At 65.6% G+C, this 22,842-nt stretch carries 20 protein-coding genes; 12 read left to right on the forward strand and 8 right to left on the reverse strand.

What is annotated here, in order from left to right; genetic code table 11:
* Window positions 1-76: 76 nt before the first annotated feature.
* The 6 genes from M3I56_RS27300 to M3I56_RS27325 are packed head-to-tail and all read right to left on the reverse strand — an operon-like array spanning window position 77 to window position 5,853.
* Window positions 77-1,600, reverse strand: a complete 1,524-nt coding sequence (locus M3I56_RS27300) for a response regulator (RefSeq protein ID WP_254356609.1) — start codon at window positions 1,598-1,600, stop codon at window positions 77-79.
* Complete coding sequence (locus tag M3I56_RS27305; RefSeq protein WP_254356610.1) at window positions 1,597-2,985, reverse strand: ATP-binding protein; 1,389 nt, start codon at window positions 2,983-2,985, stop codon at window positions 1,597-1,599. The genes M3I56_RS27300 and M3I56_RS27305 overlap by 4 nt, the downstream gene beginning before the upstream one ends.
* Window positions 2,978-4,135, reverse strand: coding sequence for an ATP-binding protein (locus tag M3I56_RS27310; RefSeq protein WP_254356611.1), 1,158 nt, complete (start codon window positions 4,133-4,135; stop codon window positions 2,978-2,980). Before M3I56_RS27310 ends, M3I56_RS27305 begins: the two co-directional genes overlap by 8 nt.
* A complete protein-coding gene (locus M3I56_RS27315; RefSeq protein WP_254315938.1) occupies window positions 4,120-4,545 on the reverse strand; it encodes an ATP-binding protein in 426 nt (141 codons plus the stop codon). The genes M3I56_RS27310 and M3I56_RS27315 overlap by 16 nt, the downstream gene beginning before the upstream one ends.
* A gap of 42 nt (window positions 4,546-4,587) precedes the next feature.
* The gene (locus M3I56_RS27320) at window positions 4,588-4,947 is read right to left on the reverse strand and encodes an STAS domain-containing protein (RefSeq protein ID WP_028202410.1); all 360 of its coding nucleotides are present in this window, start codon (window positions 4,945-4,947) and stop codon (window positions 4,588-4,590) included.
* A 39-nt stretch (window positions 4,948-4,986) separates the two neighbouring features.
* Entirely contained in the window at window positions 4,987-5,853 is an 867-nt protein-coding gene (locus M3I56_RS27325; RefSeq protein ID WP_254356612.1) for an STAS domain-containing protein, read from the reverse strand.
* A 372-nt stretch (window positions 5,854-6,225) separates the two neighbouring features.
* On the opposite strand from M3I56_RS27325, the gene M3I56_RS27330 reads away from it, so the two are divergent.
* From M3I56_RS27330 to M3I56_RS27365, 8 genes are all read left to right on the forward strand, one after another.
* Window positions 6,226-6,456 (forward strand): hypothetical protein, encoded by a 231-nt coding sequence (locus M3I56_RS27330; protein WP_254356613.1) that lies wholly within the window; start codon window positions 6,226-6,228, stop codon window positions 6,454-6,456.
* A gap of 143 nt (window positions 6,457-6,599) precedes the next feature.
* A complete protein-coding gene (locus M3I56_RS27335; protein ID WP_254356614.1) occupies window positions 6,600-7,250 on the forward strand; it encodes a phospholipid-binding protein MlaC in 651 nt (216 codons plus the stop codon).
* A 170-nt stretch (window positions 7,251-7,420) separates the two neighbouring features.
* Window positions 7,421-9,376 carry an AI-2E family transporter gene (locus tag M3I56_RS27340; protein ID WP_254356615.1) on the forward strand — a complete coding sequence of 652 codons (1,956 nt, stop codon included), beginning with the start codon at window positions 7,421-7,423 and terminating at the stop codon, window positions 9,374-9,376.
* A gap of 84 nt (window positions 9,377-9,460) precedes the next feature.
* On the forward strand, window positions 9,461-9,712 hold the full coding sequence (locus M3I56_RS27345) for a hypothetical protein (protein ID WP_051481208.1): 252 nt from the start codon (window positions 9,461-9,463) through the stop codon (window positions 9,710-9,712).
* Between the two features lie 364 nt (window positions 9,713-10,076).
* Window positions 10,077-10,817, forward strand: coding sequence for a 3-ketoacyl-ACP reductase (locus tag M3I56_RS27350; protein ID WP_028202406.1), 741 nt, complete (start codon window positions 10,077-10,079; stop codon window positions 10,815-10,817).
* Between the two features lie 228 nt (window positions 10,818-11,045).
* Window positions 11,046-13,562: a DNA ligase D gene (gene ligD / locus M3I56_RS27355; protein ID WP_254356616.1), complete on the forward strand. Its 2,517-nt coding sequence runs from the start codon at window positions 11,046-11,048 to the stop codon at window positions 13,560-13,562.
* 76 nt (window positions 13,563-13,638) lie between these two features.
* Complete coding sequence (locus tag M3I56_RS27360; RefSeq protein WP_028202400.1) at window positions 13,639-14,565, forward strand: Ku protein; 927 nt, start codon at window positions 13,639-13,641, stop codon at window positions 14,563-14,565.
* A gap of 29 nt (window positions 14,566-14,594) precedes the next feature.
* A complete protein-coding gene (locus tag M3I56_RS27365; RefSeq protein ID WP_254356651.1) occupies window positions 14,595-15,401 on the forward strand; it encodes a tetratricopeptide repeat protein in 807 nt (268 codons plus the stop codon).
* 201 nt (window positions 15,402-15,602) lie between these two features.
* On the opposite strand, the gene M3I56_RS27370 is transcribed toward M3I56_RS27365, so the two are convergent.
* Together M3I56_RS27370 and M3I56_RS27375 are read right to left on the reverse strand one after the other, a co-directional pair.
* Window positions 15,603-16,454 (reverse strand): class I SAM-dependent methyltransferase, encoded by an 852-nt coding sequence (locus M3I56_RS27370; protein ID WP_254356617.1) that lies wholly within the window; start codon window positions 16,452-16,454, stop codon window positions 15,603-15,605.
* A 34-nt stretch (window positions 16,455-16,488) separates the two neighbouring features.
* A complete protein-coding gene (locus M3I56_RS27375) occupies window positions 16,489-17,472 on the reverse strand; it encodes a LysR substrate-binding domain-containing protein (RefSeq protein WP_254356618.1) in 984 nt (327 codons plus the stop codon).
* A gap of 166 nt (window positions 17,473-17,638) precedes the next feature.
* Between M3I56_RS27375 and M3I56_RS27380 the strand changes: the two genes are divergently transcribed.
* From M3I56_RS27380 to M3I56_RS27395, 4 genes are all read left to right on the forward strand, one after another.
* On the forward strand, window positions 17,639-19,390 hold the full coding sequence (locus tag M3I56_RS27380; protein ID WP_254356619.1) for an IlvD/Edd family dehydratase: 1,752 nt from the start codon (window positions 17,639-17,641) through the stop codon (window positions 19,388-19,390).
* Window positions 19,391-19,485: 95 nt separating this feature from the next.
* Complete coding sequence (locus tag M3I56_RS27385; RefSeq protein WP_254356620.1) at window positions 19,486-20,841, forward strand: MFS transporter; 1,356 nt, start codon at window positions 19,486-19,488, stop codon at window positions 20,839-20,841.
* Between the two features lie 40 nt (window positions 20,842-20,881).
* A complete protein-coding gene (locus M3I56_RS27390) occupies window positions 20,882-21,811 on the forward strand; it encodes a dihydrodipicolinate synthase family protein (RefSeq protein WP_254356621.1) in 930 nt (309 codons plus the stop codon).
* Between the two features lie 56 nt (window positions 21,812-21,867).
* A complete protein-coding gene (locus M3I56_RS27395) occupies window positions 21,868-22,797 on the forward strand; it encodes a Gfo/Idh/MocA family protein (RefSeq protein WP_254356622.1) in 930 nt (309 codons plus the stop codon).
* Window positions 22,798-22,842 lie beyond the last annotated feature (45 nt).

The following is a 22,842-nucleotide window of genomic DNA, read 5'->3' on the forward strand; positions in this document are numbered from 1 at the left end:
GACGAAGCGTGCGGATCCGGGCGCGAACGGGGATTGGGTGGCGCGAACGGTGCGCAAGCGGACCGCGCAGCGTCGCTCAACCCGGCGGCGCGCTTTCGATTTCCCGCAGGATCTCGCCGAGCGGCGCTGGCTTGACCAGATGCCGGTCGAAGCCAGCCTCGCTCGCAGCCTGGCGGTCGCGCTCCTGGCCGTAGCCCGTGAGCGCGATCAATTGCACGTGCGCAGTGGCCGGCTCGGCACGCAGCGCCTTCGCCAGCGCGTGCCCATCCATGCCGGGCAAACCGATGTCGAGGATCGCCACGTGAGGCAGGAAGCTCTGCGCGAGCGCGAGCGCGCTCGGGCCGTCGTGCGCCACACGCACCTCGTGGCCTTCGAGTTCCAGCAGCATGAGCAGCGAGGATGCGGAGTCGACGTTGTCGTCGGCGATCAGGACGCGGCGGCGCGCCCGCGCAGTGTGTTCCCCAGCGTCTTGCGTCTGCTCGTGCGGCGCTTCGCACTGCGCCGCCCGCGCGAGCGGCAGACGCACGACGAATTCCGAGCCGTGCCCAAGCCCATCCGAATTCGCGCTCGCCGAGCCGCCATGCAATTCCGCGAGTTCGCGCACGAGTGCGAGGCCGATGCCGAGGCCGCCGTCGGCGCGCTTCACGGCTTCGCGTGACTGCATGAAGAGCTCGAACACGTAGGGCAGTTCGTCGGGCGCGATGCCGATGCCATTGTCGCGCACGCGAATCAGGATCTCGTAGACGTCCGCTTCAAGCCGCAATGCGATCTGGCCGCCCGCGGCCGTGTACTTCGCGGCGTTGGAGAGCAGGTTGCTGATGATCTGCGCCACGCGTATCGCGTCGCCGGTCACATGGCACGGCTCGCAGTCGATCTCGACTGTGAGCGTTTGCGATTTCGCGTCGAGGAAGGGCCGGCTCGTTTCCACGGCGATCTGGACGATCTCGCGCAGGTCGAGCGTGCCCATCTGCAGCGCGATCTTGCCGTGCGAGATGCGCGAGACGTCGAGCAGGTCGTCGACGAGGCGGCCGAGATGCTCGACCTGGCGGCTCGCGATTTGCCGCGCGTCGGCGCGCATGGCGTCGTTCGCGCCGTGGCGCGGATCGAGCAGTTCGATGGCGTTGCGAATCGGCGCGAGCGGATTGCGCAGTTCGTGCGCGAGCGTCGCGAGAAAGCGGTCCTTGCGGCGGTCGGCGTCGCGCAGCGCCTTTTCGGCAGCGTAGAGGCGCAGGAGCGCGCGCACGTTCGCCACCAGCTCGGCGGGCTCGACGGGCTCGGTGAGGTAGCTGTCGGCGCCGCCGTCAAGCGCGAGAATCTTGTCGCGCGTTTGCACCGCGGCGGCGGAGGTTTGCAGCACGAGCGTGGAGTTCGTCTCCGGGTCCGCCTTGATGAGGCGGCACACCTCGATACCGCTGATGTCGGGCAGCTTCACGTCGAGCAGCACGATCGCAGGCGCCTGCGCGCGCACGGCTTCGAGCGCGGCCTGGCCCGTCGCGGCTTCGATCACGGGGTAGCCGGCGTGGCGCAGCACGCGCGACTTCACGTAACGCGCGCCTTCGTTGTCGTCGACGTTGAGGATGAGCGTGGCGTGCGCGTTCATGGCGACGCGTTCCCCAAGGTCTCGGGTTCGTCCTCGATGGACGTCGCGAGGCGCACCGGCACGTTCAGACGGAACGTCGAGCCCACGCCGGGCTCGCTTTCCACGCCCACTTCTCCGCCCAGCAGCGCCGCGAGCTTGCGGCACAGCGGCAGGCCAAGACCCGTTCCCTTCACGCGCTGCTGCAGGCGGTTCTGCACCTGGCTGAACTCCTCGAAAATGATCTGGTGGTGTTCGGGAGCAATTCCGATGCCCGTGTCCGCGACGAAGAAGGTGATGCGTGCCTCGTCGCCGTCGCCGGGCATGCACTGGGCGCCCACGCGAATCTGCCCGCGCTCGGTGTACTTGAGCGCATTCGAAACGAAATTGCGCAGGATCTGCGTGAGTTTGGGCTCGTCGGTGTAAAGCTGCGGCAGGCCTGCCGTGGAGCCGAATTCGAGCGTGACGTCCGGCGTATCGAGCAGCGGCGCGAGCATCGTGCGCAGCGCGGCGAAGAGGTCGGCGGCCGCGAACCACGCGGGCACGACCTCGGTTTTGCCGGCTTCGATCTTCGCGAGGTCGAGCAGGTCGTTGACGGTCTCGCCCAGGCTTTCCGCTGACGAAAGAATCAGCTTGACCTGGCGCTCCTGCTCCACGCTCAGGTCGCCGTCGAGGCGGTTGAGCAGCAGGTTGGCGAGCGCGCGGATCGAACTGAGCGGCGTGCGCAGTTCGTGGCTCATGTTCGAGAGAAAGCGCGTCTTCATCATGTCGGCGCGGCGCAGTTCTTCGGCGCGCTCGTCGAGTTCGGCGTAGAGCGCCACCACGCCGCGGTTGGTCGCCTCCAGTTCCTGCGTGAGGCGCGAGAGTTCTTCCTGGCGTTCGCGCAGTTCGTCGAGCGCGGTGACGAGTTCGCGGTTCTGCTGCTGCAGCTCTTCGAGCGAGTCGCCATGCGCGCCTTCCTGCGGACTGCGTGCGGCCAGTTCGCGCACGATGCGCTCGAGTTCCGGGCCGCTCGCCTCGCTGCGCTCGTGCGGCAGGTCGCGCGCCATGGTGACGGTCGTGCCGCGAGCCGACGAGTGAATTTCGAAGCGGTCCATGAGGCGGCGGCTGCCCGTGATGCCGAGACCCATGCCGCCGGGCGAGCGATAAGTACCGTCGAGCACGGCTTCGAGATCGCGCACTTGCACGGCGAGCGCTTCGCGTGGCCGCTCGCCTTCCAGCGCGAAGGCGACCTCGCCGCCGCCCGCATATTCGAACGCGTTGCGGGCGATTTCGGAGACGGCGCTCGCAATGCGCGTCTGGTCGAGCGGCGAGAAGCCGAGCCCGGCGGCCAGCTCGCGCGCGCGGCGGCGCGCGGCGACGACGTCCTGGGCGGTTTCCAGCCGGATGCGCAGCAGGGGCTTATTCATGGTTCAACTGTACTCCGGGGCGGGCGCGCACGACGACGACGGTGGCGTCGTCGCGTCGGCGCGCGAAGTCTCGGTAGAGGACGGCCGCGATCACGACAGCGGGCTGGTTGGCGAGTCCGGGCCAGGCGGCGAGGTCCCAGCGGGTGCCGATGCCGTCCGAATGCAGGACGAGGAGCGCGTTCTCGCCCCACGTCAGCTCGAACTCCTGGATGCCGCGCATCGTGTGGCCCACGATGCCGTTGCGCGAGACGAGCTGGTAGCACTCGCGCGCGGAAGGTGCGCCTGCACTGGCGGGCCAGTGCGCGCGGCCGGCTGGGCTGCGGCTATCGAGCGTGCGGCTGTCCGGCGGCCGGCGTTGCGCGGGGCGGCCCGCGCCATACGCGACAGCCGAGATGTTGCCCGTGCCGCAGAACGCGAGCGCGCCGCGCGCGAGATCGATGCGCACGAGCGCGAGCGCCGCGCCGCGCGTGTGGCGCAGGGCCGCGTGCGAGAGTTCCATGAGCGCGGCGGGCGCGAGGCCGGCGCGGCGGCGCAGCACGTCGAGCGCGGCCACCGCGGCCACGTGCGCTTCGGCGCCGTGGCCGAGGCCGTCGGCGAGTGCGAGCGTGAGGCCGCTCTGGTCGACCTGCGCCTGCCAGCCGTCGCCGCAGACTTCCTCGCCGGGGTGAGGCACGCAGACCCCGCCGATCTCGGGTCTGGTGAATGCCGCGCGCGCGGCGTTGCCGCCGCTTTTCTGCACGAGCACGCGCAGCACGGTGCCCGCGCCCGGCTGCGAGTAAATGGCGAACTGGTTCGAGAGCCGCCGGATCGCGCCGAGCCCGGTGCCGGGCGTGCCGGTGGTGGAGTGGCCGTCGGCTAGCGCGATGCCCACGTCGGTCATACCGGGGCCGCTGTCGAGCGCGATCAGCTCCACCGCGCCCTCCAGCGCGCCCACGAGCAACTCGCCGTGGCCGGCATGCTTGAGGATGTTGGTGGCCGCTTCCGTGAGCACGATCGCGAGGCGTCCGGCATCGGTCTCGCTGAGCGCGGCAATGCGCGCGGCTTCGGCGGCGCCGCGCCGTGCATAGGCGACGCCGCTGGCGTCGCCTATCTCGAAGGATCGGTGGCTGCCGCCGGCGGAACCGGCCGCGCCGTCTAGCGTATTTTCCATTTCGTGATGGTGACCGTCGTGCCCGCACCCGGAGTCGATTCGATCGTGAATTCGTCGCACAGGCGCCGCGAGCCGCCAAGGCCCAAGCCCAAGCCATTGCCGCTCGTGAAGCCGTCCTGCAGCGCGCGCTCGATGTCAGCAATCCCCGGACCCTGATCGACGAACGAGAGCCGCAGGCCCACGCGCACGCCTCTTTCCAGCACGTCGAGGCGCGCATCGCCGCCGCCGCCATGCTGCAGCGTGTTGCGTGCGAGTTCGCTCGCCGCCGTCACGAACTTGGTCTGCTCGATGAGCGAGAATCCCTGCGCGATGGCGGCGTCGCGCACGATCTGTCGCAGCCGGACGATTTCCTCGTCCGAACGCAGGCTCACCTGGGCCGCAAGCCTTCCGGTCGTGTCGTTGCTATTCATGGCCGAACGCAAGAGACGTGCTAGCTAACGGAATAATGGGACTTAACGGAGCTGGCGCTGCTTGAGCAGCGCCATGCCTTTTTCGACGTTCAGCGCGGTGCGCACGCCCGAAAGCGTGAGGCCGAGCTCGACCAGCGTGATCGCCACGGACGGCTGCATGCCGACCACCACGGTCTGCGCGTCGAGCACCATCGCCATGGCGGCCGTGTTGCTGATCATGCGGCCGATGAACGAGTCGACCACGTCGAGGGTCGAGATGTCGATCAGCACGCCTTTGGCCGACTCCTTCACGATGCGCTCGGTGAGGTCGTCCTGCAGTGTGATCGCGAGGCGGTCGTGCATGTCCACCTGGATCGTGACGATCAGGCAGTCGCCGAGGCGCAGAATCGGAATGCGTTCCATCGTGTGCCGTTCCCGTGCGTCGAGGTTGCTCAGTGGCTCTCAGGCCGTGGCCTTCGGCGAGATGATGGTCGCGCCAATGCGCTGCAGCGCGATGACGAAGGCGTCGGCGAGCGTGGACTTGGTCGTGACGTTGGTGAGATCGACGCCCAGGTGCACAATGGTCTGCGCGATCTGCGGGCGGATGCCGCTGATGATGCAGTCCGCGCCCATCAGGCGCGCGGCGGCTACGGTCTTGAGCAGATGCTGCGCGACGAGCGTGTCGACGGTGGGCACACCCGTGATGTCGATGATCGCGAGGCCCGCGCCCGTGTCGACGATCTTCTGCAGCAGGCTCTCCATGACGACCTGAGTGCGCGCGGAGTCGAGCGTGCCGATGAGCGGCAGCGCAAGGATGCCTTCCCAAAGCTGCACGACCGGCGTGGAAAGCTCCAGCAGCTCTTCCTGCTGGCGCGCGATGATCGCTTCGCGGCTCTTCTGGAAAATGTCGGTGGTGTAGATGCCGAAACCGTCGAGCAGCAGGTTGACCTGCCAGCTCACCTGGGCAAGCTCGGCGGCGTCGCTCGCATACGCCTGGCGCAGCCGCGCGTAGAGCGGTTCCTTGAACGAGAACACGAAGGTGGCCGTCTCGACCGGCGTGTAGCCCTGACGCGCGCGGTGCGCCGACATTTCCGACAGGAACGCGCGTACCGGCTCCCACTCCGGGCGGCCCGAATCGAAGGTTTCGGTATTCGGCAGCGTGTCGAGAAAGACATTGAGGAACCCGGAGAACTGCTCGCGAATTTCCCCTTCCATCGCGAGGCCGCGGCGCAGCGCGATCGGCAGATGCAGGCGCAGCCATTCGGCAAGCAGCGTGTCGCGATGCTGGCCGAGGATGTCCGCAATGCGAACCTGTTCCGGTGTGTTCATGCGATCTCCTGAGCGATGGGGCGCGCCTCGTCATCGAGACGAACCGCTGAACCTTACATCATCGTATCGATTCGATCCCAATCGAACGGTAATTGAACCGATTACGCGGGCAGGCAAGGCGAGCGAACGGGCGGGCGTGCGGCTGCATGCGTTTTTCGTGCCTGCTTGCCCGCGCAACCACTGCTGGGCCGGGTGCGCGCGGGACGCTCCACTTTGCCATGACGCGCTTGTAGTTTTTACAGGGCGGAGATTGCGTGCAGATGCTCGAGCGTTGCTGCGAGCGGGGCTCTCCGTGATGTCATCGCTTGGTATGTGTCTTGCTTCCCAGTAGCGCCAATCACAATCCGGTCCGCACCGAGGAGCACCGCAGCCATGGAGCCCGAAGCCATTTCCCGCCAGCAATCGTCGTTATCGACGACCTCCGTGCCACTGGGAGCCGCGCTCGCTTCTGGCGAGAGCGCGTCGGAGGAAGGCGCCGACGACAGCGAAGGCGACCCGATGCCGGCCATGCTCTCGCGTCTCTCGTTCTTTGTTGCCTGGCTTTTCGGGCTCGAGGCATTCCTCGCGGAGTCCGATGCGCGGGCGCGCACGCCGCGCGCGTGAAGGCATGAGCGCACGAGCGGCACAACGATCCGACCTGTGTGCGCCCGACCCGTTAGACTGAGCGCTGGCGTGCGCTCGCGCGATGCGTGAGGCCTGTTGATTTCGCGCCCGTTCGCCGCTCCCGCCATTGCCCAGAGATATCGATGACCAGGTTATTCCGCATGACCGCGCTGCTTGCGTGGTGTCTGTCGTTCCTGCCCGCTACGGCGGCGTTTGCTCAATCGGTCCCGGTGGACCAGTCGGACCCCCAGGCGCTCATCAAGACCGCCACGCAGCAGATCCTCGACGAAGTCCGCACGAAGGCCATCGCGCCCGACGATATCGCGCGCATCCAGGATATCGTCAACCGCGACATTCTTCCCTACGTCGATTTTCGCCGCACCACGCGCCTCGCCATGGGGCCGCACTGGCGCACCACGACGCCCGGGCAGCAAGCGCAGATCGAGCAGCAGTTCCAGCTGCTGCTGATCCATCTCTACTCGGGCGCCATCGCGCAACTGAAGCCTGACCAGAAGATCGAGTACCCGCCCATGCGCAGCTCGCCGGGCGACACCGACGTCGTCGTGCGCACGCTCGCGCAAACCAGCAGCAATCCGGTTGAAATCGATTACCGGCTGTACAAGACGCCGCAGGGCTGGCGCCTGTACGACCTGAATGTGCTCGGCGCATGGCTGATCCAGACCTATCGCCAGCAGTTCAACGAGAAGATCCAACAGGGTGGCGTGGACGGGCTCATCCAGTTCCTCACCGCGCGCAACCAGGAGCTCGTCACGGGCAAGACGCAGACGCAGTGACGCGTGGTTTTTGCGTCTGCCTCTCGCGACCTGCGAAAATCTGGACGGCTGCGCCTCACGTGTGGAGGCGCTGTACCATTTCGAGGCGCGCCTCGTGCGTATAGATGGGCCGTGCGCCTGCCCGAGCCGGCGCGGCCCCGATGTTTCTTTTTTTGCCGATCCGATCCGACATGAATTTCCCGCTGCCGCCGCAGGGCCGCCGCAACCGGGTGTTTCCGCCAAGCCCGCCGACGCTGCATAGCCTCGCCTCCGTCATTACCGGCGTGGTCGTGGTGTGCGGCCTGTACTTCGGGCGCGCGGTGCTGATTCCCATTACGCTCTCGGTGCTGCTGAGCTTTCTGCTGGCGCCGCTCGTGACCACGCTGCGGCGCTTTCATGTGCCGCAGTTCCTCGCCATTCTCGTTGCGGTGCTCTCCACCGTGCTCGCGCTTGCCGGCGTGGGCGCGCTGATCGCCGCACAGGTGTACCAGCTTTCCGCCTCCCTGCCGCAGTACCAGGAAGAGATCGAGCAGAAAGTGAAAACGGTGCAGGAAAAAACCGTGGGCCGCGCCGATTCGCTGATGTCGCGGGCCGCCACCGCGCTGCAGCGCGTGACGCCCACGCCGCCGCCCGCGCCGCCGCAGCCGCGCGGGCGTGCGGCGCGCAACCAGCCGCAGCAGCCGATGCCCGTGGAGGTCCATACGCCCGCGCCCACGCCGCTTACGCTCGCGCAAAAGGCGCTCGCCCCGGCTATCGCACCGCTCGAAACGACCTTCATCGTGCTCGTGGTGACGATCTTCATCCTGTTCCAGCGCGAGGACCTGCGCGACCGGCTCATCAGCGTGTTCGGCTCCGACGACCTGCACCGCACCACGACCGCCATCAACGACGCCTCACAGCGGCTCTCGCGCTACTTCGTCGCGCAGGTCGGCGTGAACGTCACGGTGGGCGGGGTGATCGCGCTGGGGCTGGCCGGCATCGGCGTACCGGGCGCGCTGCTGTTCGGCGCGGTGGCGGCGCTCATGCGCTTCGTGCCGTACATCGGTATCTGGATCGCTGCGATCATGGCGACGATCGTCGCCGCGGCCACGCAGCCGCAATGGACCATGGGCGTGACGACACTGATCTTCTTCATCGTCGTGGACGTGGTGGCGGGGCAGTTCGCCGAGCCGATGCTCTATGGCAAGCGCTCGGGTCTCTCGCCGCTTGCGGTGGTGGTGGCGGCGATCTTCTGGAGCTGGCTGTGGGGGCCCGTGGGGCTCGTGCTTTCCACCCCGCTCACGTTGTGCATCGTCACGCTGGGCCGCTACGTGGACCGACTGAACTTCCTCACGATCCTGCTTGGTGACCAGCCCGCACTCACGCCCGGGCAAATGTGCTACCAGCGCCTGCTCGCCGACGATCCCCACGAGGCACTGCTGCAGGCGGACCGGCTGCTCACCGGCATGCCGCTCATCGACTATTACGAGCAGGTGGCGTTCGAGGGCCTGCGCTTCGCGCGCAACGACGCCTTGCGCGGCGTGCTGCCCGCCGAGCAGGTCGCACGCATCAACCAGGCGCTGCTCGATATCGTCGAGGACCTCGAATCCGTGGACGATTCGCGTCACGCCGCACCCGAGGGGGAGAGCGCCAAGAAGTCCGTTGAAGGCGCGGACGAAGGCGCGAGGGTGATCGAGTTCACGCTCTCGCCGGACGCGGGCGAGGTGCTGTGCGTGCCCGGACGCGGCGCGTTCGACGACGTGGCGGTGGCGATCGTCGGCCAGTTGCTCATGCGGCGCAATATTCCCTGCACGGCCACCACCTACGACGAAGTGCGCGCCACGCGCGGGGCCATGATCGACGAGCGCTCCCCGGCCATCTGCGTGGTGTCGCTCGATGCGCCCGAGTCGGCGCCGTACCTGCGCAATCTCGTGCGCCGCCTGCGCGAGCGCGCCCCCGACGCGACCATCGTGGTGGGCATCGGCGCGGCGCTGCGCGACGACGGCGCGGGCATTGCCGACGACCCCGGCACGCTCTTCCCGACCTCGCTGCGCAACCTCGTGGAGGAATGCGGCGTGGCGCTCGTACCGGCACAGACGCCGCCGACAGAAAAGAGGGCAGCAACGCCGGATATGCAGGGTCAATATAGTGCGGGAGCGAAATTGTGACAGTCATGCCCGTGTCACATTGAGGCTCGAATATATGCGGCCCTGTGCCCCTGGTTGCGGCATGAAAGTTACTGGGAGACAACGTTGCTGAGCCCGAAAGAATTCGCCACGCTGATGCTGGTCCGCCATTCGCCGGACCAGATCGACATGAACCGTCAGGAACTGGACACGCTGCTCGAGCGTCAGCTGGTTGCGCTCGAGCAATGGACGGAAGGCCACCGCCGGCTGTCGCTCACGATTGCCGGCCGCTCGCTGCTCGAAGCAGTGGGGCGGCTGGAATACGTGACGGGTTTGCCCGAGGGGCATGGCAACGAGCGCCTCGCTGCCGGCCTTTGATGCTTGTTTGATTCTTACGCAGTGAGCCTGCGTGCGGCCCGGTCTCGAATGGAGCCGGGCCGTGTCTTTATGCAAAACACATTTTCCACGCATGCATTTATTGAGGCATGCCAGGTAATTGTGTGCTTTTGCGCACGCCCGAGGGCGTGACCGTCTTGTGTCCCCCAAAGGACGCTGCTACGCTGATCCGGTTTTCCGGCGGCATCGAGCGAAGGCCGGCAGACGCTGTCTTACGGAAGGATTGCGGCAGGCGTTTTCCTGTACGGGTATTTCCCCATCGCCCGGCTTGGTGGCGCTCGTCAAACTGACTCCATCCTCCAGAGTCTTTCCCAACTCACCTACCCCCTAAAGCAAAGGAGGATCTATGGCAAAGCGTATTGCCTACGTGACCGGCGGCATGGGCGGCATCGGAACGGCCATCTGCCAGCGTCTGCACAAGGATGGCTACACGGTGGTCGCGGGCTGCGGCCCGAACTCGCAGCGCAAAACACGCTGGCTCGACGAGCAGAAGGCGCTTGGCTACGAGTTCGTCGCGTCTGAAGGCAACGTGGCCGACTGGGACTCCACGGCTGTCGCGTTCGAGAAGGTGAAGAAGGACGTCGGCGAAATCGACATCCTGGTCAACAACGCCGGCATCACGCGCGACGTCGTCTTCCGCAAGATGACGCACGAAGACTGGATCGCGGTGATCGACACCAACCTCACGAGCCTCTTCAACGTGACCAAGCAGGTGATCGACGGCATGATCGAGCGGGGCTTTGGGCGGGTGATCAACATTTCGTCGGTGAACGGGCAGAAAGGCCAGTTCGGTCAGACGAATTACTCCACGGCCAAGGCCGGCATTCACGGCTTCACCATGGCGCTGGCGCAGGAAGTGGCGACCAAGGGCGTGACCGTCAACACCGTTTCGCCCGGCTATATCGGCACGGACATGGTGAAGGCGGTGAAGCCCGAAGTGCTCTCGAAGATCGTCGACAGCATTCCGGTGCGGCGCCTCGGCGAACCGATGGAGATCGCCTCAATCGTGGCATGGCTCGCGTCCGACGAAGCGGGCTTCTCAACCGGCGCGGACTTCTCGCTCAATGGCGGTCTGCACATGAGTTGAGCTTTGCCGCGGCTTCTTGCGCGGTGCTTGTGAGCACAACGAAGTGATCTGGCGGGAGCGGCGAAATGCCGGCTCCCGCTTTGTATTTTGGGGCGCCGGTTTTGTGTTGGGTCTGGAAGCGGCTGCCGGAAACCGCAGCGCAGGCACATGAGGTTGGCGCGCTCGCGCATTTACGCCACGCGTTCCGTTTGCGACGCACGAGGCGATAGTTCTTCCTAGACTATCGTCATGGCCTCAACCCGCGACCGCAATCCGTCATCACCGCCGCTTTCCCGCTATGGAAAAAAGCGGGACTTCCGGGTCACGCCGGAACCGGCGCCGTCGGCTGCCAGCCCGCCCGTTGAAAATGGACATCTGGGCTTCGTTGTGCAGAAGCACTGGGCGAGCCGACTGCACTACGACTTCCGGCTCGAACTCGACGGGGTGCTTCTGTCCTGGGCCGTACCCAAAGGCCCGTGCTACGACCCGAAGGAAAAGCGGATGGCCATTCACGTGGAGGACCATCCGGTCGACTACGCGGGCTTTGAAGGAACGATTCCGGCAAAACAATACGGCGCCGGCGACGTGATTGCCTGGGACCGTGGCACCTGGGAACCCGTCGGTGATCCGCGGGAGGGAATGACTGCGGGCAAGCTGGTTTTCCGTCTCCACGGCGAAAAGCTTGCCGGGCTCTGGGAGCTGGTTCGCATATCGGAGCCCGACGACAGGCAAGACCAGTGGATGTTGTTCAAGAAGCGCGATGCCTGGGCGCAGCCGCTTGCCGAATACGATGTCATCAAGGCGCTTCCCGACAGCGTTACCGCGAAGCCGCTCGGGCTCATCGAGGAACGCGAGCCACGGCAGACGACCCCTGTACATGGCGCCGCGTCTGAAATAGACCTTTCCGCTGCGGTGGCTGCTCCGTTGCCTGCCAGACTCGAGCCGCAACTCGCGACCCTGGCGCCTTCACTTCCTGCAAGTGGCGACTGGATAACCGAAGCCAAGCTCGACGGCTATCGCATGCTGTCCCGCGTCGCCAAAGGACGAGTGCGACTCATCACACGAGGCGGTCATGACTGGACAGCCAGTTTTCCCGCGCTTGCAGCAGAGGTCGAAGCGCTTGCGCTCAACAGTGCGTGGCTGGATGGCGAAATCACCGTCCTCAAAAATGGCCTTCCCAGTTTCGCTGCGCTGCAAGATGCGATAGACGGCAACGCGAATCAGGACATCGTCTACTTCCTGTTCGACCTGGTGTATCTCAACGGGCAAGACCTCAGGAAGGTGCCGCTGTGGTCGAGGCGCATGCTGCTCGCGCAGCTTCTTGTAAATGCCGGTGAGCACATCCGGTTCAGTCAGGACTTTGAGGCGCCTCCTGCCCAACTGTTCGAGGCCGCCTCCGGCCTGGGCCTGGAAGGCCTCATGCTCAAACGCCGCGACGCGCCTTATGAATCGGGGCGCACGCAGACGTGGCTCAAGGCGAAGTCCCGACTCCGGCAGGAACTGGTCATTTGCGGCTTCACGGGCCGAGGCGGCAAAGACGGGGAGGTCGGCAGCCTGCTGCTTGGTTATTACGCAGCGGGCAAGCTTCACGACGCAGGAAGCGTCGGCACCGGCTGGGACGCCAGGACCGCACGGGACCTTTGGGCCCGGCTGACGCCGCTCGAAGTCGATGCGGCACCATTTGATGTCGACGTCGCCAGGCGGCGCCGCTGGTCCAGGCGCTCGGCCGGCAGCGAACGATGGGTTCGCCCTGAACTCGTCGCAGAGGTCGAATTCGCGGACTGGACGGCCGATGGCGTCATCCGCCAGGCCTCGTTCAGAGGCCTGCGCATCGACAAGCCGCCGACCGGCGTCGTCCGGGAGGGTGGAAAGACGCAGGCGCCGGAGTCGCAACCGAAGCTGAAAATCACGCATCCGGAACGCGTCGTCGACCCATCGACCGGTATGACGAAGGCGGACCTGGTCCGCTACTACGCGAGTATTGCGGAGCGGATGCTGCCTCACCTGAAGGCCCGGCCCATTACGATGGTCCGGGCGCCCGCAGGCATTGCTGAAGAACTGTTCTTTCAGAAGCATGCCGAGAGAACAGGCATGCCCGGATTGACGGCTCACGACCGCAGTCTCTGGCCGAATCATCCGCCCCTGCTGACCGTCGACACGGTCGACGCGCTGCTGTCGGCGGCACAGATGAACACCGTCGAATTTCACACCTGGAATTCGACGGTTCGACGACTCGACAAGCCCGACAGGGTCATCTTCGACCTGGACCCAGGCGAGGGCGTGAAATGGGGGCGCGTTCAGGAAGCGGCGCTCCTGGTTCAGACGTTGTTGTCGGAACTGGGTCTGCAAGCCTGGCTAAAGACGAGCGGCGGAAAGGGCTTGCACGTCGTCGTGCCGCTTGCCCCGCGGCTGGACTACGATGCGGTCAAGTCGTTCTCGCAGGCATTCGTGCGGCATCTGGCGAAGACGATTCCCGAGCGCTTTTCGGCGACTTCCGGGGCTTCGAACCGGGTCGGAAAGGTCTATGTCGACTACCTGCGCAACGGCAAGGCGCAGACCACCGCCGCGGCATTTTCCGCGCGGGCGCGGCCCGGAATGGGCGTCTCGATGCCGGTCTCCTGGGAGCAGTTGAACGACCTCAAGAGCGGGGCGCAGTGGACGGTACAAACGGCCCGCGAGTATCTCAGCTTCCAGCAGCGGGACCCGTGGGCAGATTACTGGTCGGGGGCGCAATCGTTGGCATCGGCGATAAAGCTCCTAAAATGAAACCACCGCTGGTCGGCGGCGGCACGCGCTTTGCGTAGGCGACGTGCCGAACGTGCAAATCCGCGAGGAGAAGTCCATGCCCGCCCGCTCAATCGCTTCCCTGACGCTGTCCTTCGGGCTCGTTTCGATACCGGTGAAGCTTTATACCGCCACCGAGAGCTCGTCTGACGTCCGGTTTCACATGCTGTCGCCCGACGGCTCGCGCGTGAAGCAGCAATACGTCTCCGAGAAGACGGGCGATGTTGTCGAGCGTTCGAGCATGAACAAGGGCTACGAATTCGAAAAGGACCGCTTTGTGGTCTTCACCGCCGACGAGCTAAAAGCGCTGGAAGACGCTGCGAGCCACGTCGTCGAAATCATGGCCTTCATCCCGGGAGAGGCGATTAACCCGGTCTTCTACGACAAGGCCTATTACATTGCGCCCGACAAGCGAGGCGGCAAGCCGTACAGCCTGTTGCAGCAGGCGCTGGTGCAGAGCGGCCGCTGCGCGTTGGCGAAATGGGCGTCAAAAGGACGGACGCGGATCGTGCAGGTGCGCCCCGAAGAAGATGGACTCGTCTTTCAGCAATTGCTGTACGCCGACGAGGTTCGCTCGCTGGCTGACCTGCATGTCGAACGTGTCGACGTATCCGATACCGAGATGAAACTCGCGCTGCAGATTATCGAGCAGGGTGCTGAAGACAACTACGACCCGACTGCGTACGAAGACGAAGAGAAGAAGCGCATCCTTGCCGCCATCGACGAAAAGATCGCAGGCAAGCAGGTCGTCGTTCACGAGGCTCACGAAGAGCTGGCCGGCGGCGGACAGGTTATCGACCTGATGGATGCCTTGCGCGCGAGCTTGAAAGGTGGCGCGAAAGCGAAAGCCGCCCCGGCGCCGAAACGTAGCAAGAGCGCGGAGCCCGTTACTGAGCTTCCTGTCGCGCCCAAGACGCGCAAGCCGCCGGCGCGTGCCGCCAAGGCTCCCGCTGAAGCACCTGCAAAGGTCCGGGCACGCAAGTGACGCCGCAAGTCGACGCGCGCGAGATTTCGATGCGCGAATTGCAGGCCACGCTGGGCGTTTCCCGGAGGGTGGTATCGGGTCTCGTTGCTGCAGGATTCGTGAAGCCGTCACGGGGACCGCGAAACGCATACCGCTTCACGTTCCAGGACGTCGTGCTGCTGCGTACGGCATTGCAGCTACGCGATGCGCGCATTGCGCCGCGCAAGATCATCATGGCGCTCACGCGGCTTAGAGACGAGTTGCCCGATGAGCTGCCGCTTACAGGGATTCGCGTATCGGCAGTCGGCAACGACGTGGCCGTGCGAACCGGCCCTTCGCAATGGGATGCCGCCACCGGTCAGTTCCTGCTGGATTTCGAAGTTGCGCAAATCAAGGGCGATGTCGTTTTTCTCGATTCGGCTCCCGCGCAGAAGAATCTCGCGCATCAGGCGCAGGAGTGGTACGACCTCGGCGAGCAGTTAAGAGTATCCGACGTGAACGGTGCTGAACGGGCGTACAGGAAGGCCATCGCGCTATCGCCACAACCTTTTTATGCTGCCTACGTTGATTTGGGCGCGCTGCTATGTGAACTCGAAGCGCGTTGCGAGGATGCACTTCAACTGTCGGACGAAGCGTTAGCCCACTTCCCCGATGATGCCGTGTTGCACTTCAATCGCGCGATTGCGTTCGAGGAGCTGGGCCGCTTCGAAGATGCTGAGCAAAGCTATACACGCTGCCTCGAACTCGACCCGACGTACGCGGACGCTCACCACAATCTGGCAATGCTGCTCGAAAGACGTGGCGACCCGCAAGGCCTGGTTCGTCATTTGAGCGCGTATCGACGGCTGACTACTTGAACCCGTGCAGAAGGCGGCAAGTTGGCCAGGATGCCGCCGTCGTTGTCCGATGCCGCACCGGGCGTTCAGTCTTTCACCAAACGACGACCCGCAAGTCATCGCACCGCGCGCCCAGCTGGCTGACCGATTCACCGGCCGCGCGCTCGCGGCCGAGTGCGCAAAAAAAACAGCTTTCCGCAAACAGACCACGACAACCCCGCCTCAAACCGTCGCCACAAGAATCGACTCCCCGCTAGCCGGCCTTAGCCCATCGCTTCGTCCTGCGAAGTAACGCGCAGTGAGATCGGCGGTCGAAACATGGCGCGCCTCGCGCAACCCTGCTTCGCTTGCGAGCGCAAGCATCTCGTCCGGCGCAAAAAAGCTCACGAACGGCGTACCCGCCGCCCTCGCGCGTTCATACACGGCGGCATGCTGCGAGCGCTCGGGCTCGTCGATGAGTTCGAGCGGCAAGAGGAAGGTCATGACGAGCATCGAGCCCGGTGCGAGCTGCGCGATCTGCCGCAGCGTCGCAAGGTTCGCTTCGCGCGTGAGATACATGGAGACGCCCGTCGAGGCGATTACCGCGGGACTCGCGCCGTCGAACCCAGCCGCGGCGAGCCGTTCCCACCACGTCTCTCCGGCTTCGAAATCCACCGGCACGAAGCGCAGCCACGCCTGCTCGCGATAGCCCAGCTCCATGAGCCGCTGACGCTTCCAGGCCTGCGTGCCCGGCTTGTCCACCTCGTACACGTGCAGGCGCGAGGCGATTTCGGGGTGGCGCTGGGCGAACGTGTCGAGTCCCGCGCCGAGAATCGCGTACTGCCGCGCGAGCCCTTTCGCGGTCTGCTCGGCCACGAGGTCCTCGACAAAGCGCGCGCGCCCGACGATCGACGCACGATAGCCGCGCGTGCCCGCCGGGTGCATATCGGGCCGCTCCCGCCAGTTCGACTCCGGCGCGGCGATCTGCATGCCGGTTTCGTCTTCGAGCACGTGGGGCGCATCGTCGACCTGGACGTGCAGCGCGCGCCACAGCGCGACGCGAATGGCGGTGCTGTCGGGATGGCTGGCGGGCATGGTTCGGTCCTCTCGCGCGGGTTTCGTCGCACGATTATCGCGCGCCGTGCTCGCCGCTGTGCGTCCCGTAAATGTCGGCGCTTACCTGCCGCAACGCCTCGATCATCACGCTCGCCGCGGGCGTAAGGAGGCCATCCGCGCGCGTGATGATGCCGAAGTCGTCCATCTGGCAATCCATCGGCACGGGCAGGATCGCGACCATGCCGTGCGCCGCGTAGTAGCGCGCCACGTCCTCGGTGAGCACGGCGATCATGTCGCTTTGCTCCAGCACGCGCGTGATGAACAGCAGCGCGGGTGTCTCGACCACGTTCGAAGGGGGCGCGAGGCTCGCGCGCTGGAACATCAGCTCGAAGCGGTGGCGCAGCACGCTGCCGACCGGCGGCACGACCCATGTGGCGCGCGCGATGTCGGCGAGCGCGATCGCCTGGGCCTTGTCCTGCAGTGCCCCAAGCATGGGATGCCCCGGCCGGACCACGGCGCACACGGGCTCGCCCGCGAGCGGTTCGTAACGCAACTGGAGCTTGTCGTGCTCGGCGGAAAGGCGGCCCAGCACCACGTCGAGCTTGTCTTGCGCCAGGTGCTCGAGCAGCACGTTGCTGGCGTCGATCTCCACGGAGACGCGCAGGTTCGCATGCGTGCGCTTGACCGCCGCAACGGCCGCCGGCAGTACGCGCACGCCCGGCGAGGTGATCGCGCCCACCGCCACGTGGCCGAGGCGCCCGGCCTTGAGCGCGTTCAGTTCCTCCTGCGCCTGGTCGAGGCTGCCGAGCACGGCGCGCGCGTGGCGGATCAGCGCGTCGCCGTACAGCGTGGGCCGCATGCCGCGTGGCATGCGCTCGAACAGCACCGCGCCGAGCATGTCTTCGAGCTCCCGCAGGAGCTTCGAGGCGGCGGGCTGCGTCATGTTCAGTGCCGCCGCCGCGCGGTGAATGTTACCTTCCTCCGCCAGTGCCACGACGAGGAGCAGTTGCCGCGTTTTCAGCCGCGTGCGCACGTACCAGGGGCTTGTATCCAGCATGTCTCCGCCTGATTTCCCAAATAGTTTTAGGTGTTTATACTAATGCCGATTTCGATATCGGAAGCGTCCATTATTTCATTAGAAGGTTATCAGACTTCTCCCTAGACTGTGCCGAATCCATCGCTCGAAGCACTCGGCGAACTACCCGCTCCACAAGACGAACACGATGTCGGATACCAAACCCAAACTGCGCTCCCAACAGTGGTTCGGCACCACGGACAAGAACGGCTTCATGTACCGAAGCTGGATGAAGAATCAAGGCATTCCCGATCACGAATTCGATGGTCGCCCGATCATCGGCATCTGCAACACCTGGTCGGAACTCACGCCCTGCAATGCGCATTTCCGCAAGCTCGCGGAGCACGTGAAGCGCGGCATTTATGAAGCGGGCGGCTTCCCGGTCGAATTCCCGGTGTTCTCGAACGGCGAATCGAACCTGCGCCCTTCGGCCATGCTCACGCGCAATCTCGCGTCCATGGACGTGGAAGAGGCGATTCGCGGCAACCCCATCGACGCTGTCGTGCTGCTGTGTGGCTGCGACAAGACCACGCCCGCGCTGCTGATGGGCGCGGCGAGCGTGGACGTCCCCGCCATCGTCGTGACCGGCGGCCCGATGCTCAATGGCAAGCACGAAGGCCGTGACATCGGCTCGGGCACCGTGGTCTGGAGGCTGCACGAGGAGCTGAAGGCGGGCGAAATCAACCTGCATCAGTTCCTTTCGGCCGAAGCGGGCATGTCGCGCTCGGCGGGCACCTGCAACACCATGGGCACCGCCTCGACAATGGCCTGCATGGCCGAATCGCTCGGCGTTTCGCTGCCGCACAACGCGGCGATTCCGGCTGTGGATTCGCGCCGTTACGTGCTCGCGCACATGTCGGGCATACGCATCGTGCAGATGGCGCTAGAAGACCTGAAGCTCTCGAAGGTCCTCACGCGTGAAGCGTTCGAGAACGCCATTCGCACCAACGCAGCCATCGGCGGCTCGACCAACGCCGTGATTCACCTGAAGGCGATTGCCGGCCGCATCGGCGTCGATCTCGAACTGGAAGACTGGCAGCGCATTGGCCGCAACACGCCGACCATCGTCGACCTGCAGCCGTCGGGCCGCTTCCTGATGGAAGAGTTCTACTACGCGGGCGGTCTGCCGGCGGTGCTGCGCCGGCTCGGCGAAGCGAACCTCCTGCCGCATCCCAATGCGCTCACGGTCAACGGCAAGTCCATCTGGGACAACGTGCGCGAAGCGCCCAACTACAACGATGAAGTGATCCGCCCGCTCGACAATCCATTGATCGCAGACGGCGGTATCTGTATCCTGCGCGGCAATCTCGCGCCGCGCGGCGCCGTGCTCAAGCCTTCGGCGGCGACGCCCGAGCTGCTCAAGCATCGTGGCCGCGCCGTGGTGTTCGAAAACTTCGACCACTACAAGGCGACGATCGGCGACGAGTCGCTCGACGTCGACAAGGACTCCATCCTCGTAATGAAGAACTGCGGCCCGCGCGGCTACCCCGGCATGGCCGAGGTCGGCAACATGGGCCTGCCGCCCAAGCTGCTGCGCCAGGGCGTGAAGGACATGGTGCGCATTTCCGATGCGCGCATGAGCGGCACGGCCTACGGCACGGTGGTCCTGCACGTGGCGCCCGAAGCGGCGGCGGGCGGGCCGCTGGCGGCGGTGCGCAACGGCGACTGGATCGAGCTGGACTGCGAATCGGGTCGCCTGCATCTGGACATCAGCGACGAGGAACTCGCGCGGCGGTTGAGCGATGTCGATCCGGCGGCCGCGCCCGGCGTGGCGGAGCAGCTGGGCAAGGGCGGTTATGCGCGCCTTTATGTCGATCACGTGCTGCAGGCCGACGAGGGTTGTGACCTCGACTTCCTGGTGGGCAGGCGCGGGGCGGCGGTGCCGCGGCATTCGCACTGAGCGTTGGCTGCAATGAGTCAGGGCGCGCCGGCGCCCTGAGCGCGGCAAACACGAAGGCCGCACCGCTTAAGAGAAGAAATTAGCCTGGAGACACGATGACGAACCCGCAGGTGCTGCAACACGAAAGCCCCGCTGCATTGGCAAGCGCCAGCAGCGAGGAACAGCACATCGTCGGCCATATCGCGCGCCGGCTGCTGCCTCTTCTCGCGCTGATCTATGTGGTGGCTTACGTCGATCGCACCGTGGTCGGTTTCGCGAAGCTGCACATGAACGCGGCCGTAGGCCTTTCCGACGCCGCCTACGGCCTGGGCGCCGGCCTCTTCTTCATCGGTTATTTCCTCTGCGAAGTGCCGAGCAATCTCGCGCTCGCGCGCTTCGGCGCGCGCGTGTGGTTCGCGCGCATCCTCTTCACGTGGGGCGTGATCACGATGCTGATGGCGCTCGTGAGCGGCCCAAAGAGCTTCTACGCGCTGCGCTTCCTGCTGGGCGCGGCGGAAGCCGGTCTCTATCCGGGCATTCTGTATTTCCTCACGCAGTGGTTTCCCATGCGCCACCGCGCGCGCGTGATCGGCCTGCTCGTGCTCGCGCAGCCCATCGCTGGCATTGTCACGGGCCCGATCGCGGGCGCGCTGCTCGAAACGCACGGCTTTTTCGGCATGTCGAACTGGCAGACGCTCTTCGTCGTGAGCGGCCTGCCCGCCGTGCTGCTGTGCATTCCCACGCTGCGTCTGTTGCCCGAATCGCCCGCGCACGCGCGCTGGCTCGACGACACCGAGCGCCGCTGGATCGCGCGCGAACTCGCCGCCGACCAGCGCGCCTACCAGCTCGACACGCATCGCAACCCGTTTAGCGCGCTCAAGGATCGCCGCGTGCTGCTGCTTGCGCTGCTGTTCCTGCCGTTTCCGCTGTGCATCTATGGTTTGTCGCTCTGGTTGCCTACCATTATCAAGGCGTTCGGCGTGAGCGATTCCACGGCGGGCCTGCTTTCCGCGGTGCCGTATCTGTTCGCGGTAGCGGGCTTGCTGATCGTGCCGCGCCATTCGGACAAGCACCGCGAACGCTATGGCCACATCGTCGTGGTCTCGGCCGTCGCGGCGCTGACGATGGCCGCGAGCGCGTGGTTTCACGCGCCGGCGCTGCAACTGCTGTTCATCTGCCTGACCGCTTTTTCGATCTACTCGATTCAGGCCGTGGTCTGGGCGCTGCCCGGCGAGTTTCTCACCGGCGCGAGCGCGGCCGTGGGGATCGCGACGATCAACTCGCTCGCGAATCTCGGCGGCTATCTCGGCCCCTATGGCATCGGGCTCATCAAGGACGCGACGGGCAGCCTGGCGGCCGGGCTTTACTTTCTCGCGGCCACGCTGGTGTTCGCGGTGCTCGTGACGTTCGCCGTGCGCGCGGTGCTGCGCACGCCTCGGCGCGGCACGGGAGAGCTGGCGAGCGAATCGTGAAGGCGCGGCCTGACACCTTTTCTCAAGCAGGACTGAAGACATGACTACCAGCCGTACGCCCCGCTATCGGGGCATTTTCCCCGTCGTGCCGACCACGTTCACCGAAACGGGCGAACTGGATCTGGCAAGCCAGAAGCGCGCCGTCGATTTCATGATCGACGCGGGCTCGGACGGCCTGTGCATTCTCGCGAACTTCTCGGAGCAGTTCTCGCTCTCCGACGACGAGCGCGAACTCATCACGCGCACCGTGCTCGAGCACGTGGCGGGCCGCGTACCCGTGATCGTGACGACCACGCACTACGGCACGCCGGTTGCCGCCGCGCGCAGCAAGCGGGCACAGGAGCAGGGCGCGGCGATGGTGATGCTCATGCCGCCGTATCACGGTGCGACCTTCCGCGTGCCCGAGCAGCAGATTTACGACTTCTACGCGCGCGTGTCCGACGCGATCGACATTCCGGTCATGATTCAGGACGCGCCCGCGAGCGGCACGGCGCTCTCCGCCGCATTCCTCGCGCGCATGGCCCGCGAGATCGAGCAGGTCTCGTACTTCAAGATCGAAACGCCGGGCGCGGCGAACAAGCTGCGCGAGCTGATCAAGCTGGCAGGCGAGGCAGTCGAAGGCCCGTGGGACGGCGAAGAAGCGATCACCTTGCTCGCGGACCTGAACGCCGGCGCGACCGGCTCGATGACGGGCGGCGGCTTCCCGGACGGTATTCGTCCGATTATCGAAGCCCACCGCGAAGGCCGCGCCGACGACGCATTCGCGCTTTACCAGAAGTGGCTGCCACTCATCAATCACGAAAACCGCCAGGCGGGCCTGCTCGCCTGCAAGTCGCTGATGAAGGAAGGCGGCGTGATCGAGTGCGAACTGCCGCGCCACCCGCTGCCCGCAATGAATGCAGCGACGCGCGCCGAGCTGATCGACATTGCGCGCCGCCTCGATCCGCTCGTGCTGCGCTGGGGTAAATAAATCATTCGTCGTCCAGAATAAAGAATCTCCCTGAAAAGAAGGGGCGGAGATACGTCATGAAAGCGTCCTATACGTTGGGTATCGTCGGCGTCGGCAAGATTGCGCGCGACCAGCATCTGCCCGCGATCGCGGGCAATCCGGGCTTCGAACTCGTCGCGAGCGCGAGCCGCAACGCACAAGTGGAGAGCGTGCGCAACTACAAGGACATCGGTGCGCTGCTGGCCGCCGAGTCCGATCTCGACGCCGTCTCGCTGTGCGCGCCGCCGCAGGTGCGCTACGCGCAGGCGCGCGCCGCGCTCGAAGCGGGCAAGCACGTCATGCTCGAAAAGCCGCCTGGCGCTAGCGTGAGCGAAGTCGAGGCGCTGCGTGAACTTGCGCAAAAGCGTGGGCGCACGCTGTTCACCACGTGGCATTCGCGCTGCGCGAGCGCCGTCGAGCCCGCGCGCGCGTGGCTCGCCGAGCGCACCATTCGCGCCGTGCACGTGCGCTGGAAGGAAGACGTGCGCCGCTGGCATCCGGGTCAGCAGTGGATCTGGGAGCCGGGCGGCCTCGGCGTGTTCGATCCGGGCATCAACGCGCTTTCCATCGTCACGCGCATCCTGCCGCGCGAAGTGCTGCTGCAGGGCGCGACGCTGCATGTGCCAGGCGACTGCGCAACGCCGATCGCGGCGGAACTCGACTGCATCGACACCGATGGCGTGCCCGTGCGCGCCGAGTTCGACTGGCGCCACGGTCCGGTCGAGCAATGGGAAATCGATGTGGAAACCACGGACGGCCTGCTCTCGATCGCGGAAGGCGGCAAGCGCCTCGCGATTGCGGGCGAGCCGGTCGCGCTCGACGCGGAACGGGAATATTCGGCGCTCTATGAGCGTTTTCACTGGTTGATCGCCCACGGTACCGACGACGTGGACGTGCGCCCGCTGCGCCTCGTGGCGGACGCTTTCCTGCTCGGCAGGCACGTCGAAGTCGAGGCCTTCGGCCACTAAAGACGCTTCTTTCAAGCATTACACACGCAGCAAACCACCTGAGGA

This window comes from Paraburkholderia sp. CNPSo 3281 (assembly GCF_024206515.1).
GTDB classification, from domain to species: Bacteria; Pseudomonadota; Gammaproteobacteria; order Burkholderiales; family Burkholderiaceae; genus Paraburkholderia; species Paraburkholderia nodosa.

Coding starts and splice junctions, on each gene's coding strand:
- M3I56_RS27395 (WP_254356622.1), top strand. CDS start 21,868: ATGAAAGCGTCCTATACGTTGGGTATCGTCGGCGTCGGCAAGATTGCG.
- M3I56_RS27385 (WP_254356620.1), top strand. CDS start 19,486: ATGACGAACCCGCAGGTGCTGCAACACGAAAGCCCCGCTGCATTGGCA.
- M3I56_RS27375 (WP_254356618.1), bottom strand. CDS start 17,472: ATGCTGGATACAAGCCCCTGGTACGTGCGCACGCGGCTGAAAACGCGG.
- M3I56_RS27365 (WP_254356651.1), top strand. CDS start 14,595: ATGCGCGAATTGCAGGCCACGCTGGGCGTTTCCCGGAGGGTGGTATCG.
- M3I56_RS27335 (WP_254356614.1), top strand. CDS start 6,600: ATGACCAGGTTATTCCGCATGACCGCGCTGCTTGCGTGGTGTCTGTCG.
- M3I56_RS27310 (WP_254356611.1), bottom strand. CDS start 4,135: ATGGAAAATACGCTAGACGGCGCGGCCGGTTCCGCCGGCGGCAGCCAC.
- M3I56_RS27370 (WP_254356617.1), bottom strand. CDS start 16,454: ATGCCCGCCAGCCATCCCGACAGCACCGCCATTCGCGTCGCGCTGTGG.
- M3I56_RS27390 (WP_254356621.1), top strand. CDS start 20,882: ATGACTACCAGCCGTACGCCCCGCTATCGGGGCATTTTCCCCGTCGTG.
- M3I56_RS27305 (WP_254356610.1), bottom strand. CDS start 2,985: ATGAATAAGCCCCTGCTGCGCATCCGGCTGGAAACCGCCCAGGACGTC.
- M3I56_RS27360 (WP_028202400.1), top strand. CDS start 13,639: ATGCCCGCCCGCTCAATCGCTTCCCTGACGCTGTCCTTCGGGCTCGTT.
- M3I56_RS27350 (WP_028202406.1), top strand. CDS start 10,077: ATGGCAAAGCGTATTGCCTACGTGACCGGCGGCATGGGCGGCATCGGA.
- M3I56_RS27320 (WP_028202410.1), bottom strand. CDS start 4,947: ATGGAACGCATTCCGATTCTGCGCCTCGGCGACTGCCTGATCGTCACG.
- ligD (WP_254356616.1), top strand. CDS start 11,046: ATGGCCTCAACCCGCGACCGCAATCCGTCATCACCGCCGCTTTCCCGC.
- M3I56_RS27315 (WP_254315938.1), bottom strand. CDS start 4,545: ATGAATAGCAACGACACGACCGGAAGGCTTGCGGCCCAGGTGAGCCTG.
- M3I56_RS27330 (WP_254356613.1), top strand. CDS start 6,226: ATGGAGCCCGAAGCCATTTCCCGCCAGCAATCGTCGTTATCGACGACC.
- M3I56_RS27325 (WP_254356612.1), bottom strand. CDS start 5,853: ATGAACACACCGGAACAGGTTCGCATTGCGGACATCCTCGGCCAGCAT.
- M3I56_RS27300 (WP_254356609.1), bottom strand. CDS start 1,600: ATGAACGCGCACGCCACGCTCATCCTCAACGTCGACGACAACGAAGGC.
- M3I56_RS27380 (WP_254356619.1), top strand. CDS start 17,639: ATGTCGGATACCAAACCCAAACTGCGCTCCCAACAGTGGTTCGGCACC.
- M3I56_RS27340 (WP_254356615.1), top strand. CDS start 7,421: ATGAATTTCCCGCTGCCGCCGCAGGGCCGCCGCAACCGGGTGTTTCCG.